Annotated in this window: 15 protein-coding genes; 7 read left to right on the top strand and 8 right to left on the bottom strand. The window is 47.6% G+C overall.

Translation table 11 applies throughout. The features are described from left to right. Position 1 precedes the first annotated feature (1 nt). On the bottom strand, positions 2-355 hold the full coding sequence (locus AB4Y93_RS13325) for a winged helix-turn-helix transcriptional regulator (protein WP_441892640.1): 354 nt from the start codon (positions 353-355) through the stop codon (positions 2-4). A 137-nt stretch (positions 356-492) separates the two neighbouring features. On the opposite strand from AB4Y93_RS13325, the gene AB4Y93_RS13330 reads away from it, so the two are divergent. Together AB4Y93_RS13330 and AB4Y93_RS13335 are read left to right on the top strand one after the other, a co-directional pair. Continuing rightward, positions 493-846, top strand: coding sequence for a DoxX family protein (locus tag AB4Y93_RS13330; protein WP_441892642.1), 354 nt, complete (start codon positions 493-495; stop codon positions 844-846). Positions 847-884: 38 nt separating this feature from the next. Then, entirely contained in the window at positions 885-1,652 is a 768-nt protein-coding gene (locus AB4Y93_RS13335; RefSeq protein ID WP_441892643.1) for a DODA-type extradiol aromatic ring-opening family dioxygenase, read from the top strand. Positions 1,653-1,713: 61 nt separating this feature from the next. Here the strand turns inward: AB4Y93_RS13335 and mraY are convergent, their stop codons facing one another. From mraY to AB4Y93_RS13350, 3 genes are all read right to left on the bottom strand, one after another. Beyond that, positions 1,714-2,664, bottom strand: a complete 951-nt coding sequence (mraY, locus tag AB4Y93_RS13340; RefSeq protein ID WP_441892645.1) for a phospho-N-acetylmuramoyl-pentapeptide-transferase — start codon at positions 2,662-2,664, stop codon at positions 1,714-1,716. Positions 2,665-2,977: 313 nt separating this feature from the next. Then, positions 2,978-3,481, bottom strand: coding sequence for a DUF302 domain-containing protein (locus tag AB4Y93_RS13345; RefSeq protein ID WP_441892647.1), 504 nt, complete (start codon positions 3,479-3,481; stop codon positions 2,978-2,980). 81 nt (positions 3,482-3,562) lie between these two features. Continuing rightward, complete coding sequence (locus AB4Y93_RS13350) at positions 3,563-4,417, bottom strand: LysR family transcriptional regulator (RefSeq protein ID WP_441892649.1); 855 nt, start codon at positions 4,415-4,417, stop codon at positions 3,563-3,565. Between the two features lie 130 nt (positions 4,418-4,547). Here AB4Y93_RS13350 and AB4Y93_RS13355 point away from each other — a divergent pair, with 130 nt between their 5' ends. After that, on the top strand, positions 4,548-5,060 hold the full coding sequence (locus tag AB4Y93_RS13355; RefSeq protein WP_441892651.1) for a GNAT family N-acetyltransferase: 513 nt from the start codon (positions 4,548-4,550) through the stop codon (positions 5,058-5,060). A gap of 20 nt (positions 5,061-5,080) precedes the next feature. Here the strand turns inward: AB4Y93_RS13355 and AB4Y93_RS13360 are convergent, their stop codons facing one another. Genes AB4Y93_RS13360 through AB4Y93_RS13370 form a run of 3 tightly spaced genes read right to left on the bottom strand, consistent with a single transcriptional unit; the run spans position 5,081 to position 7,770 of the window. Further along, entirely contained in the window at positions 5,081-5,560 is a 480-nt protein-coding gene (locus AB4Y93_RS13360) for a hypothetical protein (RefSeq protein WP_441892653.1), read from the bottom strand. Positions 5,561-5,591: 31 nt separating this feature from the next. Beyond that, positions 5,592-6,284: a response regulator transcription factor gene (locus AB4Y93_RS13365; protein ID WP_441892655.1), complete on the bottom strand. Its 693-nt coding sequence runs from the start codon at positions 6,282-6,284 to the stop codon at positions 5,592-5,594. After that, a complete protein-coding gene (locus AB4Y93_RS13370; protein WP_441892657.1) occupies positions 6,262-7,770 on the bottom strand; it encodes a sensor histidine kinase in 1,509 nt (502 codons plus the stop codon). Before AB4Y93_RS13370 ends, AB4Y93_RS13365 begins: the two co-directional genes overlap by 23 nt. Before the next feature lie 264 nt (positions 7,771-8,034). Here AB4Y93_RS13370 and AB4Y93_RS13375 point away from each other — a divergent pair, with 264 nt between their 5' ends. The 4 genes from AB4Y93_RS13375 (at position 8,035) to AB4Y93_RS13390 (ending at position 15,014) form a co-directional block, all read left to right on the top strand. Next, a complete protein-coding gene (locus AB4Y93_RS13375; RefSeq protein ID WP_441892659.1) occupies positions 8,035-10,572 on the top strand; it encodes a beta-mannosidase in 2,538 nt (845 codons plus the stop codon). Between the two features lie 990 nt (positions 10,573-11,562). Continuing rightward, positions 11,563-12,957: a hypothetical protein gene (locus AB4Y93_RS13380; RefSeq protein WP_441892661.1), complete on the top strand. Its 1,395-nt coding sequence runs from the start codon at positions 11,563-11,565 to the stop codon at positions 12,955-12,957. Positions 12,958-13,314: 357 nt separating this feature from the next. After that, positions 13,315-14,415 (top strand): glycosyltransferase, encoded by a 1,101-nt coding sequence (locus tag AB4Y93_RS13385; protein WP_441892663.1) that lies wholly within the window; start codon positions 13,315-13,317, stop codon positions 14,413-14,415. Continuing rightward, a complete protein-coding gene (locus tag AB4Y93_RS13390; protein ID WP_441892665.1) occupies positions 14,412-15,014 on the top strand; it encodes a glycerol-3-phosphate acyltransferase in 603 nt (200 codons plus the stop codon). Before AB4Y93_RS13385 ends, AB4Y93_RS13390 begins: the two co-directional genes overlap by 4 nt. Before the next feature lie 85 nt (positions 15,015-15,099). Here AB4Y93_RS13390 and AB4Y93_RS13395 read toward each other — a convergent pair whose 3' ends face one another. After that, positions 15,100-16,386 (bottom strand): hypothetical protein, encoded by a 1,287-nt coding sequence (locus tag AB4Y93_RS13395; RefSeq protein ID WP_441892667.1) that lies wholly within the window; start codon positions 16,384-16,386, stop codon positions 15,100-15,102. Positions 16,387-16,484: the final 98 nt, after the last annotated feature.

Below are 16,484 nucleotides of genomic sequence, written 5' to 3' on the forward strand. Positions count from 1 at the left end.
GTTATTTAGTTTGTAATGTACCTCGGTCATCGCCATACAGCTCGTTCAAATGCTGCAAATGAGCGACGCCCCAATCATTCATCGCTTGCAGGAGAGGGGTCATGTTTTTGCCATACTCCGTAATGGAATATTCAACTTTTGGAGGGATCTGCATATATATTTTCCGATGTACAATATCGTGATATTCCAATTCTCTTAATTGGGATGTAAGCATTTTTTTCGTAATATCCGGCAGCGCCCTTTGAAGCTCGCTGAATCGCATTGTACCATTTGAGAAAAGTTGATATAAAATGACCGGCTTCCACTTCCCGACCAATAGCTCTAATGCGGTCTCAACCTTGCAGTTATCAGCCATTCTAATTCCTCCAATCCCAGACAGGGCTTATGGTATCTTTTTGGATACTAGGTTTATTTCATGTGCCTACTTCCGCCATCAAACCCTTGGGCTTATTATAGCGCTATAACGAATAGAGAATCAAGGAGAGCAAACAGATGAATATAGCACTGTGGATCGTACAAGGGCTGCTCGCTTTCATGTTTATATCGGCTGGTATGATGAAATCATTTCAGTATGAGAAAGTAAAAACAACCATGCCATGGGCAAAGGATGCTTCGAAGGGCTTTGTTGCTTTTGTTGGCGTATCGGAGCTGCTTGGTGGTCTTGGATTAATTCTGCCATGGGCAACCGACATTGCACCTGTTCTTACACCAATCGCAGCGATTGGGATTGCGGTTATCATGCTGATGGCTGCGGTTTTCCATGCCAGAAGAGCGGAATACAGCGGCATTGGCATGAACATTATTTTGCTCGCATTAGCCGTATTTGTGGTAATTGGCCGTTTCTAAGAGCATCATTATAAGCTTATAAGACAGGAGGATGAGGTATGGTTTCCCCCGTATTTCTAGCACATGGTTCACCATTTACCATATTTGAAGAATCTGATTTTACAACGTTTCTGCGGCGTTTCGGACAAGAAAACCGGCCCAAGGCTATTGTTATCTTCTCCGCGCATTTCGAAAGCGAAGTAACAACAATTGCGGCAACCGATGATATCCACGAAATGGTCTATGACTATTATGGGTTCCCGGAGTCCTTTTACCAGGTTAAATATCCTGCCAGAGGTTCATCTATTGTAGCTACGATCGTGGAAGAACGTCTCCGTGCGCATAACATTCCGGTTCAAAGGAAATACCGTGGACTGGACCACGGCGTATTCCCAATCCTGATGCACGCTTACCCTGAAGCCGATATTCCAGTTGTTCCTGTATCGGTGAATCCTTTTCTATCGGCTAGAGAACAAATTGCGATTGGCGAAGCGCTGCAGGGACTGGACAAAGAGGGCATTCTTGTCATTGGAAGCGGGTTTGTAAGTCATAACTTCAATGAATTTTCTCGTGACAAAGAGGCAGCGCCTCCTGAATGGGTCCTTCAATTTAAAAATTGGCTGATCGACAAGGTACTGGCGAGAGACATTGAAGCGCTTAGTCATTACGAGACTTTGGCGCCACATGCAGCACGTGCGGTACCACGGCCTGAGCATTTTGTGCCGCTTCTGATCGCGGTTGGATGCAGTACACCAGGAAGTGTTACTCGCGTCTTGTTCGATACGATTGAGTATGGAACAGGAAGCACGCTTTCTTTTCAGTTGTAACGAATAGAAGGAGGGAGCTGCATGATGCAGCTCCCTCCTTCTTTGGCTATATGGCTTCCGATCATAGCACGAATTTCCACAACAACCAGCAGATAAGAACAGAAACCCAAGAAATGAATCCAAATACCATGACGATTTTATTTTCGCTCCAGCCATATTTTAGACTGAAATGATAATGAATCGGAGCCATTTTGAAAAGGCGCAATTTGGTGCGCTTATAGTACCAGACCTGCAGCATGACAGAAAATTGTTCAGCGAGATAGACGGAGAACAAGATTGGGATTAGAATCTCAACCTTTTCAATTACGGCTAGAATGGAAAGTGAGCCCCCGATGGCAAGTGATCCGGTATCGCCCATAAACGCCCTGGCGGGATAAATATTATAGAGAAATAATCCAAGCAGACAGCCAATCATGACAAGCGAGAAGGTTTGTACTTCAGGTTTGTCTGAGATCAGGAAGAAGAAAAAATAAGTGGGGATCGCAACGTTGATTAACAGCCCGTCCAGACCATCGGTGAAATTAATAGCATTCGCTGAACCAACTACAAAGAGGAGCATGATGACGATGTACACGTAAACGGGCAAGTGAAGTTGAAACGCGTGGAACAACGTAATATCACTCGTTAGGGAGAAAGAATGGAACAAGGTGAACAGCAACACAACAGTAAAGGCGAATTGCAGTACCAGCTTGGCTCGTCCGGAAATACCAGATGGATCCTGCCATGCTGCCTTCTTGAAATCATCCATAAAACCAATTGAGCTGAATAGAAGAAAGGTAACGCACAATAAAGTCATTAATGGAGCGGGATGAAACTGTAACGACATTGCTACGCCGATAAGCAGGATCAGGCCAGCCATCAGCGGTGTGCCTCGTTTGGCTTGATGATCAGGAGGCAGCTCCGTGCGGATCGGTTGCGTTAGCTTAAGAACACGCAGCCCCCAAATGAGTAATGGTGTGAAAAAGGTTACAAGTAAGAAGGATAGACCAGACACGCCAAATATTCCAGCCATGCTCATTACACCGCTTTCTTTCTGGATTACCTTTTTTATTATTGTAATTCTATTTAGTGGACAAATATTCCTTTTACTTGTCCTCAGAGTGACTAAGCTTGGGAAAACAAACAGGGATGCCGCTGCGGCATCCCTAGATTCTTCCTACTTCTTCCGAATGTTCAAGAAACATACCGATCTAACACCTGCAGAATTCATCGCTCGCGGACGCCAATCGGTGCTGTCACAGCCGTTTGAATGATAATAGCAGGATACAAAAGGAGGACACTGCATCATGCAGTGTCCTCCTTGTTCTTATGAAATGACCATATAGCTACATGAGGATCGAGCGTACGACGCTGTAGATCTTGGCATCCAGCAGTTGTCCATATGGCACAAGGTCTGGCTGATGGAGCGCTCCGAGGAAGGAAGAAGGCCGGTCGAACGAAATAAAAGCGCCATGCGGGCTGCCGTTATCGTACAGGGTGACGCGGAACGGAACATACAGGCTGGCTCTCCGGTCAATGGATAGGATGGACTCTGCGATGATCGGATTGCCTACTAGATACAGCCGGCAGCGTTTTATGCCGCCATGAAGCGATAGAAGCTCACCCTGATTCACCTCTGACATAATCATCAGCCCATGAGGGCCTTCCAACTGTTTGACAGCAGCTTCTACCTGCTCCCAAGTGACCTGATTTCCGATGCTAAAATCAGGCTCCCATCTTCCCATCTGCCGTTCGAATGCAGCAACAAGCGCGTCATAGCGAAGCCCCGTCGGGATATCTTCTCTTACAATCATGGCATAGCCAGCCGTTATCGGCTCCCCGTGTCTCACATCGCGATCCTCCTTTTATATTCGGGTAAGGAGTCAGCAAATTAACTATATGAAGAAAGCAGCGAGGATATGACACTTGTATCAAGAAAGACCAAGCAGCTTGAGGCCAAGCTGGACGCTCTTATGATCATGCTGGTCCGTTAAATAGAGGGCGTATGCCTTGATGGACGGGATCTCGAACGCACAAGTCAGCTCGAATAAGGCCCGCGAATCGAGGTAAGGCTGTGCAATAGAACGCGGCAGAAAACCAAACCCTGCTCCCTGCAGAAGCATCGTCAGCATAATAGTCGAATGGTCAATTTCCAGCGAAGGGACATAGCCTGCACCTACAATATCCGCGAACCATTCCGGAAAAGGGGCACCCCATGCAAGATGGCAGTAATCTGGTGATAGAAAATCGGAGGCTGTAACTGGTGATGAGCGCTGCGTCTTTGATATAAGCAGGATATCATCCTCAAATAGCATCTGTTTGGTCACCTTCGGATGATCTGGCGGATCAAACTTGATAGATAGGTGGACGATCCCGTCGAGCAGCAGATCACGAATCATATAGCTGGGATCAATGTTGCTTAGAAACTTGACCGCTACCTGCGGATTCTCTCGCTTAAAGGTGAGAATATGAGGCAAATAGCGGTAATGCCAGACGGACCCCGGGCCGCTTAAGACGAGCGATTGCTCGAAAATGTCGGACAACATCAGCTTGCTTTCCTCGGATAGCCGCAGCATCCGTTCGGCATAGGGGTAGAAGGCAATACCTGCTTGCGTCAAGCTGACGTTACGGTTGTCCCGCTCGAACAATTCTTTGCCGACAGAAGCTTCCAGAGCTTTGATTCGTGAGGTAATGGCAGATTGAGAGATATGAAGATGCTCGGCAGCTTTGGTGAAGTTGAGGATTTGAGCGATGGCAATAAATGCTTCAAGTTGAGAAGAGTCCATTTCTTAACGCCCTTCCATTATCGAAAATTTCAATTATAGTAACATATATTATTCGTTATACAAATGATTGATATGCTTCTATGATAGGGCTATAAAGTTTGGAGCACACTTCAAGATGGAGGGAATCAACATGAAGCAACCGGTTATCATCGAACAATTATCATCGATTGACACCTATATAGAGGAGCTTTCGGAGCTGCTAATTGAGGTAGTAGAGGATGGAGCTTCTATCGGTTTCTTACCGCCATTAAGCAGAGAAGAGGCAGAGAATTACTGGAAAAGTGTTCCGGGTTCTGATGTCATCCTGCTTGTTGCTAAGGTGGACGGCCATATTGCGGGGACCGTTCAGCTGCATTTATGCGGCAAATCTAACGGCTCTCACCGGGCAGAAATCGCCAAGCTGATAACACATCCGAACTATCGGCGCAGAGGAATTGGCCGATTGCTGATGGAGGAGGCAGAAGGGATTGCCCGGAAGGAGAACCGGTCACTGCTGGTGCTGGATACAAGGGAAGGGGATCCATCGAACCTTTTGTACACTTCTGTCGGATACCTTTTAGCAGGTAAAATCCCTAATTTCGCGAGATCGGCGGATGGCGGCTTGGACACGACAATGATCTATTATAAGAATATTGCTGAATAGTCGCCAAAAACCCGGCCTCTTTATAAAGAGATCGGGTTTTTGCGTTTGCCGCCAGGCTTCCAGACAGACAGGATATACATGACAACAAGCGAGATGGTCTGCAAAGCAATGCCGATCAAAAGCCAGGTATGATGCACCGTTAAGGTGCCATGATCCAATCCGCGGAGAGTCCATTCGTACATCCCGATGAGACCGATGCCGATGGCGAGCAGGGTAAGCACCTCTTTGGCGATAATCCAGTAATAGCGGAACAATCCCCACGAGGTCATCACCGACAGCATAATACCGGTTATGGTCGTTCCGATCGTCGAGGCTCGTACACTTGTATCCGCCAGCAGATGCATAATCGTGTAACAGGCCTGCAGTACGTCAGCGTCATCTGTCACGGTTGCAGTCAGAGCGAGAATAATAAACACAGCTTGCACACCAAGCATAATCGCCGCAAAAATAATATGAAGGAGCAATAAAATCCGACGCTGCTGCAAAGTGATTTTTTTCAAAACAGGAGCCTCCTTACTTTGTAAGCATGACTTAAATATTAAAGCGGTATCCAACGCCCCAAATCGTCTCGACGTATTGAGGCTTGGACGGATCGCGTTCGATTTTCTCCCGCAGCTTGCTGATATGGACGGTCACCGTCGCGTGGTCGCTGCCAATGGCGTCCATGCCCCAAATCCGCTCGAACAGATCTTCCTTGCGGAATACCCGGTTCGGATTGGTTACGAGAAAGAGAAGTAGGTCGAATTCTTTTGCGGTAAAAGACACCTCCTGCTCATTCACAAATACCCGTCGGGCCTGTTTGTCGATGCGGATGCCGTTTAGCTGCAGCTCGTCCTTACGCCATTCTCCTTGTCCGACTAATCGATCATATCTCGATAAATGGGCTTTCACGCGGGCTACCAGCTCACCAAGTCCAAACGGTTTCAAAATATAATCATCGGCTCCAAGACCGAAGCCTCGAATTTTATCAATCTCCTCTTTCCTGGCCGATACGATCAGAATGGGAACATTACTCGCCTCTCGGATCCGCCGGCATACCTCAAAGCCATCCATCGATGGGAGCATCAAATCTAGAAGGATAAGATCATACCCGCCCTGCAAGGCCATCTCGAGTCCCAGATCACCACGTTCGGCCATACCAATATCAAAACCATGAGCATGCAGATAATCCTTCTGCACCTCGGCAATTACCGGATCATCTTCAATGATTAAGATTCGTTTCATCATAAGCCTCCTTCTCTAGCAGGGGGAATCGGAGCAGAATGGTCGTTCCTTCGCCATTACGACTTGCTGCTTCCACCGTCCCGCCATGTGCTTCTATAATTTGCTTCACAATAGCTAAGCCAAGTCCGCTGTTGCCTTTGCCTGGGCTGCGTGAGGATTCTGCCCGGAAGAACCGGTCGAACACGCGGGGCAAAGCCTCCTCGGGAATGCCTTCTCCATTATCTTGGAGCTCAAGAACAATCTTGCCATCAGTTTGTTGGCCGAGCAGGAATTGAATGCACTTAGGGTCAGTCTTCATATGCTGGAGGCTGTTATCTACCAGATTCATCAAGACCCGGTGCAGCTTCTGGCGGTCAGCTTGGATCATCGTAAACTCGGATACACGGCTGCCAAGTGAAAGTGACACCTGAACTCCGCTTAAACGAGGATCATGCCTTAACTCCTTTACCATCTGGTCGAGGTATTCGGCTAAATCAACCGTTTCCCAGTGGAAGGGCAGCTTGCCGGTATCGAGGGTTGAATAGAGCTGAAGCTCCTCAATCATTCGGTTCATCTCGGTTGTTTTGCCAGCAATCATCTGCACATACTTCTGCCGCTTCTCTTCTGTATCCGCAATGCCGTCGCGAAGACATTCCGTGCAGCCTTGGATGGCCGTTATGGGTGTCTTTAGATCATGAGAGATATTTGCCAGCAGCTCTTTGCGATTCTGCTCGAGCTGAAGCTGGGCGCCAATCGATGACCGTAATCGTACGCGCATCTCCTCGAAAGCAGATCCAAGCTGTCCAATCTCATCCTGTCTTCGCAGCTTTACAGCATGATCCAGATCACCTTCGCGAATCCGGCCGGCCGCCTCTTGCAAGGCGTACAGTGGTTTAATGATGCTGCGGGAAACGAGATAAGTCAGCAAGCCATTGGTGACAACAAGCGCCGCCAGAACAGTAAGCAATACAAGTGGAAACAACTGTTTGAAGAAATTAGCAACTGGATCCATATCGGTCACGATAATGAGCATACCGGTCGTTCCGTCAGGGGTTGTATAGGGAATCGCTTCCCATTGATTACCGCTCGGCGGGCCGGGATGTTTAGTCTCCTGGCGGGTTGTCCCTTTGCGGACTTGGCTAAGAATAGCAGCTGCGGATAATCCGGGCGAGGCGTAGGTGGCCTCCTCGTTATGAACAACGATGATACCTGACTCTAACTGTTCAAGCTTGGCTTCGGTGTCTTTAAGAAAAGTAGGATCGGTGAGCAGCTTTGGATCATACTGCGCCACGAATTTTAGTCCGGATGACAGCTCGGTGCGACCCATGAACAGATCACGAATCGACGAGAATGGAAAAGCATGCTCGGACTTATTACCGCCGCTGGCTCCCGGCATGACGTCTTTTATAATCAGATTTCCTAGCAGCGCGAACGTTAGGCCAAACAATAGAACCGGAACAGCGACCATCGCGGCATAGGACAGAATCAGTTTTTTTCGAATCGACATGTTCGTAAAGCACCTCATTTCTCTTCCATTGTAGCGTGTGCATTCAAATATTCCGTAAACCAAATCTAAAAAAAGTATAAAGCATGAAAAGCACTCTATAGGATAAGCCTGAATTTCTATAAAATAAGTCTGAAAAAAGCATAAATTAGTGAGGTATCATTCGTTTATATACTCCGTTATACTACATTGAAATACACCATTTTCACGAACAGCAAGAATCATATTAGGGAACTAGTTAATGGCCTTATATTTAGGAGGATTCTAATGAGTGAGTTGAAGTGTCAAATTTCGAACTGGGCTTTTAAAAATAGGGAGGAGCAAGAGTGGAGACCGGCATTTGTGCCTGGCTGCGTGCATACGGACCTGCTTAAGAATGAGCTCATTCCCGATCCGTTTGTCGGGACGAACGAGAAAGAGCTGCAATGGATTGATAAGAAAGTATGGGAATATGAGTCCGTATTTGATGTATCGGCTGAGCTGCTTGGTCATTCCAAGCTGGAGCTGGTATTTGAAGGCCTCGACACGTATGCCGACGTTTATTTGAATGATGTATCGATCCTGTCAGCTAATAATATGTTCCGGACTTGGACTGTGGATGTTAAGCCTTATGTCCAAGAAGAAGGCAATCGTCTGTATATTCGCTTCCGTTCCCCGATCGAAGAGGGATTAGCTAAGCTGGATGCTTATGGCCCGATTCTTCCAGCATCTAATGATGACTCTGTAACTGGCGGATTAGAAGACAAAAAAGTAAGCGTATTCTCGCGCAAAGCACCTTATCATTATGGCTGGGACTGGGGTCCACGGTTTGTAACGAGTGGCATCAGCAAACCGGTATATTTGAGGGGCTGGAGTGGTGCAAAAATCTCTGACTTGTATATTCAGCAAGATGATGTGACAGCGGCAGAGGCAAAAATCACAGCGCTGCTCGACATTGAGTCGGAGAATAGCGGAGAATTTGTGCTTAAGCTGCGAACGAATGACGGCCATGAGTGGGCAAGCCAAGTTGTGTTAGAGCAAGGCGCGCAAGTCATTTCCGTGCCGATTACGATTGAGCAGCCTAAGCTGTGGTGGTCACGTGGTCTTGGTGATCCTAATTTGTATACGTTTACTTCAGATCTCTCGCAAGGAGAGTCGGCAGTGGCGGCCGCCTCGGTTATGACCGGCCTTCGTTCTATTAAGCTCATTCGCAAGCCGGATGAGAAGGGGTCGACTTTTTATTTTGAAGTAAACGGTATCCCTGTATTTGCGAAGGGCGCTAACCATATTCCGAACGACAGCTTCTTCACCGAAGTAACGCCGGAGCGTTACCGCCATGAGATTGCCAGCGCAATCGAATCCAACTTTAATATGCTCCGTATATGGGGCGGGGGAATCTACGAGCAGGATATTTTCTACGAGCTGTGTAACGAGAACGGTATTCTTGTCTGGCAGGACTTTATGTTTGCCTGCAGTATGTATCCCGGGGACGAAGCTTTCTTAAGCAGCGTGCGGGCGGAAGCTGAGGACAACGTACGGCGTCTGCGCAATCATCCAAGTATTGCGCTGTGGTGCGGGAATAATGAGATCGATACGGCTTGGTCACAATTTGTGGAAGATGGCGGCTGGGGCTGGAAAAAGCTATATACGAGCGAGCAGCGGGAGCGGATCTGGGCTGATTATGAGGCAGTATTCCATCAGCTTCTGCCGGAGGTTGTAGAGGCAATGGCGCCGGACATCGCTTATTGGCCATCGTCCCCCATGCAGAGTGTAACAGGCAATGCCGATCAGCATGCGACGAACAACTCTTCACACGGTGATATCCATTACTGGGCTGTGTGGCATGCGCAGGAGCCGTTCGAGCAGTACAACCACAATATCGGACGCTTTATGAGCGAATACGGCTTCCAGTCGTTCCCGGAATATAAGACCGTTCGTGCATATGCGGAAGAAAAGGACATGGCGCTGGATTCTGAGGTGATGCTGCATCATCAGAAGAACGGCAGAGGTAACTTCCTGATCAAGGACTATGCGGACCGTTATATGAAGGATCCGAAGGATTTCCCTTCTTTCCTTTATATCAGCCAGGTGCTGCAGGCCGAAGCGATGAAGCAGGCTATCGAAGCTCACCGCCGGAGCATGGACTATTGTATGGGATCGTTATATTGGCAGCTTAATGACTGCTGGCCGGTTGCTTCCTGGTCAAGCATGGATTACTACGGTCGGTGGAAGGCAGCACAGTACTTGATCAAGAATAGCTTTGAGGATCTATTGCTGTCGATCGACCAAGTGGATAATACGGTTAACTTCCACGTTGTATCGGATCTTGGGGAGTCCATGGAGGGTACGCTGGAGTGGAGCTTATATGCCTTTGACGGGGAACTGCTGAAGCAGGATTCCGTTTCTGTTGCGGTGGCGCCGCGTACGGCTGTAGTTGCGCTATCGTTAACGACTGATGAGCTGGGCTTTTACGATGCGAGCCGGTCTGTGCTGGTTGGACGTATTGTGAGGGCAGGTCAGGAGCTGGCGCGTTCGGAGCATTATTTTGTCTATACAAGACAGCTTGAGCTTATTGATCCTGAGATTGCGGTTGAGGCCGTAGAAGGAAGTAGGGGATTGGCATTTGTATTGACGGCAAAGCGTCTGGCTAAGCATGTATGGGTTCAGGCGGAGGAGGAAGGCATCTTCACGGATAACTTCTTCGATCTGATTCCAGGCATTCCAGTCACTGTCCAGTTCAAGCAGAGAACAGCGGATGGCGTTCAATTTGTTCCTGCTGTACCGGAACGGATAACCGTTCAGTCGATGTTTAACTACGCGAAATAACAGACGAATCTGATACTAACAAACCCTTAAGGCCATTGAGTCTTAGGGGCTTTTTTTGTTGGCATGGCGCGGGCGCACGGGCAATCAATAAGACCCTCGCAGGGTCTTAAATGATGTTAATAGAGTAACTTGTGGAGTGATAAGACCCTGGCAGGGTCTTATTTGCTTAGGGGAACGGCGAAAAGGGGTGTTACTGGGTGTACGCACAATCAATAAGACCCTCGCAGGGTCTTAAATGATGTTAATAGAGTAACTTGTGGAGTGATAAGACCCTGGCAGGGTCTTATTTGCTTAGGGGAATGGTGAAACTGGTGGTGTGTTACGAACATTATGGCGTCTTAAGGTCCCCAAGGGACCTTAAGTTTGAGAAAAGAGTAGCTAGTTAGGCAATTAAGGTCCCTAAGGGACCTTAAAGTAGGCGGAGTGGCAGATTTGGTCGATGAAATGGGCATAGACGTGTGAGATAAGGTCCCCAAGGGACCTTAAGTTCGAAAAAAGAGCATCTGGTTAGGTGATTAAGGTCCTTTAGGGACCTTAAGGCAGGCGGAGTGTCAGATTTGGGCGATGAAATGGGCATAGACGTGTGAGATAAGGTCCCCAAGGGACCTTAAGTTCGAGAAAGTAGCAGCTAGTCAGATATTTAAGGTCCCTTAGGGACCTTAAACGGGCAGAGTGTCAGATTTGGGCGATGATATGAGCATAGACGTGTGGGATAAGGTCCCTAAGGGACCTTAAGTTTGAGAAAAGAGCAGCTAGTTACGTCTGGCTGTGTTATTCCTGCGAATGATGGATTAGGTGATGCGATTCTAAACGCGGGTCTCGATGGGGCCTCCTGAATTGCAGGCGGAGGAGGAAGAAGTAGAGTGAACGTTGGTACAAGTTAATAGCTGAGTAAAACCTGATTTCCTGCTAGTATGAGAGATAGATAATCAACGAGAGGAAAGCAGGAAAGCCAATGAAGCAAAGTGAGAGTAAAAAACAAAGTCTACAATGGGTAAAGCAGGTTTATCGGATAAACTGTCCAAGTTGACGAAAGATGAGCTGGTAGCGCTGTTGATTCATTTTTCGAAAGAAATAAAGGAAGTGGAGCAGGATCTCGTGTTGCGGTTCATGAGTACGGACGCGAAAGCAAGCATGGCTTCATACAAGAAAATTATACGTTCCTCTATTAAGGACAATGCGGATCGTTATGGCTTTGTAGCTTATCGGCAAGTATCTGGTGCTGTCGACGGTGCTGAGAAAGTGATGCGGAAAGCAGAGGAAGCCTTAGATCAAGGACAGTATCTTCATGCTGCTGATATCGTCTTTTGTATATTGCATGAAATGGGAGATTTGCTTCAGTGCTCAGATGATTCCGACGGTATTGTTGGTGGAATGATTAGCGAGTGCTTGGATGTCATTCATCATATTGCTGTTAATCTCGATATTGAGCAGGAAGTGACGAAGGACAAGGAAGCTCTATTTCAATTGATTCTTAGGGAGGCTCTTCATCCTCTTTTGGATGGTTGGAGTGAATGGCAATTATCGCTTATGGAGAGTGCCATGTTATTCCTTAGGACTCAGGCAGAGAGGGTGCTATGGGAGAAGCAGTTGATGGCGCTAAAAGAGAAGAATGGCGATTCTTCCTATTTTGAGGAGCATGCTGCTAAACTTCAGTATCTGGTGATACAGACATATGACGGCGAACAGGAGGCGGAACGTTATTTAGAAGAGCATCTCAGCTTAACTGTTTTCCGAGAGATGGCTATCAAGCATGCTATAAAGAATGCAAACTTTGAACGGGCGCTGCAACTGGCTCAGGACGGTGAAGAGCAAGATGGCAAGAATAGCCTTCCAGGTCTTGTTGCAAAATGGAAAGAGTATCGCTATGAGGTTTACAAAGCCACCAATCAACGGGAGCAGCAGCTGGCACTCGCGGAAGAGTTCGTTCTGTCAGGGAAGTATGCCTATTACCTCGAGTTGAAGGAAATGTGCAGTACTGATGAATGGGAGTCTGTCTATCATCGGGTATTGAATAGTCTGGCTAGTGGAGGCAAGGGTTACTGGTCCACGGAGAGATTGTACACTCGAATTCTCATTGAGGAGAAGGAAGTAACAAGGCTTCTCGAGTATGTCCAGAGCAGAAAAAGGGAAATCGTCGAATACTATCCTCATCTTGTTGGCCAATATGCCGATGAAGTATATCAACTATTCCAGGAATGGATTACAGAATCAGCTGCAGAGGCCTCGAATAGGAATCAATATAAAAAGGTCTGCGGTACAATTAGACATCTTATTAAGGCAGGCGGAACTTTAAAAGCGAAGGAAATAATTGAACAGCTCATACTTGCTTATCCGTATCGTACAGCCCTCAAGGATGAACTAAGGAGTATTAAACTTGCATAGAGGTGCAGCTGTTCTAGCTGCTCAAACAACAATAAGATCCTGTCAGGGTCTTATTGTTGTTTGAGTGGTTAATCTTGGGTGGGATAAGGCCCTGTGGGGGTCTTATCATTCATTGAATGGCTGTAGAATAAGCCGAAATGGTCATTATTTGAAGCGATAAAGCCTTGTCAGGGTCTTATCGCTTGTTAGAATAGTTAGAATTGGCTGGATAAGACCCTGCGAGGGTCTTATCGGTCAGCGGAGGGGTGACATTTCATAAAAAATTAACGGTCCAAGCCTGCTTCGCGAACAGATAAGCGTCCTAGAACAACAGCGGGAGCCATATATTTGATATATATGCAAAATGGGGGTGTGGATATGGGGATGTTGATCACAGCATTGCTCGTATGCGCTTGTGCCATGGGGCTGGTGTTATTCCGTAAAAATACGATCCCCGTCTATCGTGAGGGTCCCATTCAGCAGGGGAAGCTGTCCGTCGTTATTCCGGCAAGGAATGAAGAAGGCAACCTGCCTCACTTGCTGAGCTCACTGCAAGCTCAAACCTACACGGACTTGGAAATTATCGTCGTAGATGACCATTCGGAGGATCGGACCAGAGAAATTGCGGAAAGTTACGGAATTAAGGTGATTACGAATCCCGAGCTCCCTTTGGGATGGACAGGCAAGAATTGGGCGGTATGGAACGGTTACCTTCAGGCTACCGGTGATCTAATTGCTTTTCTGGATGCGGATGTCCGTCTTGCACCACATGCACTTCGCTCACTTCTTACTGCAAGAGAACAAGAGGGCGGGGTTATTTCTGTCGTGCCGTTCCATATTGCGGAGAGGTTTTATGAGCGGTTAGCATTGATCGTGAACGTATTAGGCTTATTTGCCTTCACTTCCCCTATGGAGCGGACAAACCCGAGCAAAGGCTTATATGGCTCCTGCATCCTCGCCACAAGAGCGGATTATGAACAGGCAAAAGGTCATGAAGGTGTAAAGGCCGAAGTGCTGGATGATCTGAACTTAGGAGCAAGGTTTGTGGAAGCCGGTGTGAAAGTGACCAATTACATCGGACGCGGCATGGTCTCCTTCCGGATGTATCCAGGTGGTATCAAGAGTGAGATCCAAGGCTTCAGTAAAGGAGCGGTGCTAAGTACAAGCAAGCTGAATATCGGGACATCGCTGCTTGTTGCCGTATGGCTGATCGGCTTAATTGCCGCGGAAGCAGCACCTTTTGTCATAGGTACCTCTTATCTGCTTCCGTTTGCTATTGGATATGTGCTGTACACGCTGCAGATTTATTATTTTGTCCGTTATACCGGAAGGTTCGGGATATGGCTGCCGATCGTCCATATACTTAGCACGGTCTTTTTCCTCTATATCATGCTGTATTCGCTTTATCAGGTGGTGTTTCTACGGCAGGTTGCCTGGAAAGGCAGAAGCATTAAGGTTGGGGGGCGTGGCAATCCATGATTATTTTATGGACAGCGGCAGCTTTTCTGGCGGGTTCCTTGATGTTCTCGTATTGGATTGGATTAGCGAAAAATCACAATCTCCAAGAATACGGTGATGGCAATCCCGGTGCAATTAACTTATGGAAAGCAACGGGTTTTACCTATGGCATGGCCGGTATTGTGCTGGATTTCTTGAAAGGGTATTTACCGATGCTTTGGCTTCACCATAGCGGCGACGTTACGGGATTTGCTCTTGTTTTTCCTGCAGCAGCGGCTATTCTTGGACATATCTTTTCTCCGTTTACGGGTTGGAAGGGCGGCAAAGCGATTGCGGTGACGTTTGGCGTATGGAGCGGGCTGACGGGATTCGCAGTTTCGCTGGCGTATGCGATTATACTTGCTGTGCTGCTCTCGGTAACGAGACTAATCAACAAAGGCAGGTCAACCTCCTCAGAAACGGATGCCTTTCATGTTGTGCTTGGTATGCTCCTGCTGTCGATCTATTTGGTTCTGGATAATTACTCATGGCCCATTGTGCTGCTTGGCGTTATCAATTTTATTCTGCTTTCTTATTCGCATCGGAAGGAGCTAATTGGCGTTAAGGATGTGAATCATTAAAGTCATATAGCTTTATATAAAAAAAGCCCTCCATCATACGCCGATTGATTATCGGGTATGAGGAGGGCGTTTCTGACTATTCTGCTTATGGCTTCTTAAAGGTATACACCTTATGCAAGGTCTTGCCGCCATCCGTAGACGTGTACAAGACAGATGGATCGGTATGATCTGTTGTGATGAACCAGATATGACTAGCGTCAGAAGCGCCAATAACTTGGGTGCCGTAACCGGTCAATTCCGCCTTGCTGATCATCCAATGCTTACCGCCGTCTTTGGTTTCCATTAAAGTGTTGGGCTTATCGCAAGCTTGGCATTGGCCGCCCATAATCGCTGTTTGTGAATTGACAACATACAAGGTGCCTGGGCTTGAGCTGGTCATGCCGCTTGGAACCTTTGGATCGTTCATTGTAAACCCTGGCGCGGGACCGGATCCTGCACCGTTCTTCACAATTGCTGGGAGCCAAGTCTTGCCTCCGTCGGTTGTGTGGAAGAGCGAGTAGGAGGTTTGCGACATACCTGAGCCTCCAATGAGCTCAATCCAAGCATCGTTTGCTGCTGTAGAGCGGATGATGACGTTATTAGGGGCTTCTTCTGTTGAACGTGTCATAACAGTATCCCAGGTTTTCCCGCCACTTGCTGTATGCATGAAGAGCATTTTGCCATTCACCATTTGTACAGCCCAGCCATTGTTGATGTCATGGAAGTACACTTCGCCGATTTCTTTGCCTGGTGTCTGCAATGTTGTCCACGTCTTGCCGCCGTCTTTGGTCATAGCGTCGCCGCTAAAGGCTGTTTTGTCACTGGTGAAATGGAGATAGCCGCGGTTAGGTACAGTACCGGCTTTCGCCCATGTTTTTCCGCCGTTAGTAGATTGAATCAGTGTCAGGGTGCTTGCGCTCTCGTCGCCAATGGTTGCCCAAACTTTGCTGCTGCTCAGAGCAAAAATTTGGTTAACCGGTTTGCTGCCTGCGTATTGAAGCTTCCAGTGAGCGCCGCCGTCTTCTGTTCTTGCAATTTGACCATTGCCGGCAACCCAGCCGGTCTTGGAGTCAGCGAGGCGCAAGGCTGTAACGGTGCTGATTTGAACGGTTTTTTCACCAGTACTAACTGGAGTTGGATTCCCAGAAGTACCGCCGCCAGTATTGCCAGGCTGCTGTGAAGAAGTACCCTCGTCAGGGCTGGTACTAGGTGTACCCGTATCCGTGCCCGTATTTGTATTGCTAGGGTTCGATGAAGGAGCAGAGGAATTATTCCCGGCTTCTTCTGATGCTGGCGTATTATTCGAAGTATTGTTAGCTTTCGAGCAGCCTGCCAAGAGCAGGGACAAACTGAGCGTCACGAGGAGAATAAGGGTGCTAATTTTCTTAATCATGATGTTCACCGCCTAAATGGTTTATAGATATAGCTTAACCTTCCTCCCCTTAGACGAACCATGTGGAGAGAGTGTTGCAGTAAATTTTAGTAATAAAG

Origin of the sequence: Paenibacillus sp. YAF4_2 (assembly GCF_052113225.1) — a bacterium.
In the GTDB taxonomy this organism is placed as follows: domain Bacteria; phylum Bacillota; class Bacilli; order Paenibacillales; family Paenibacillaceae; genus Pristimantibacillus.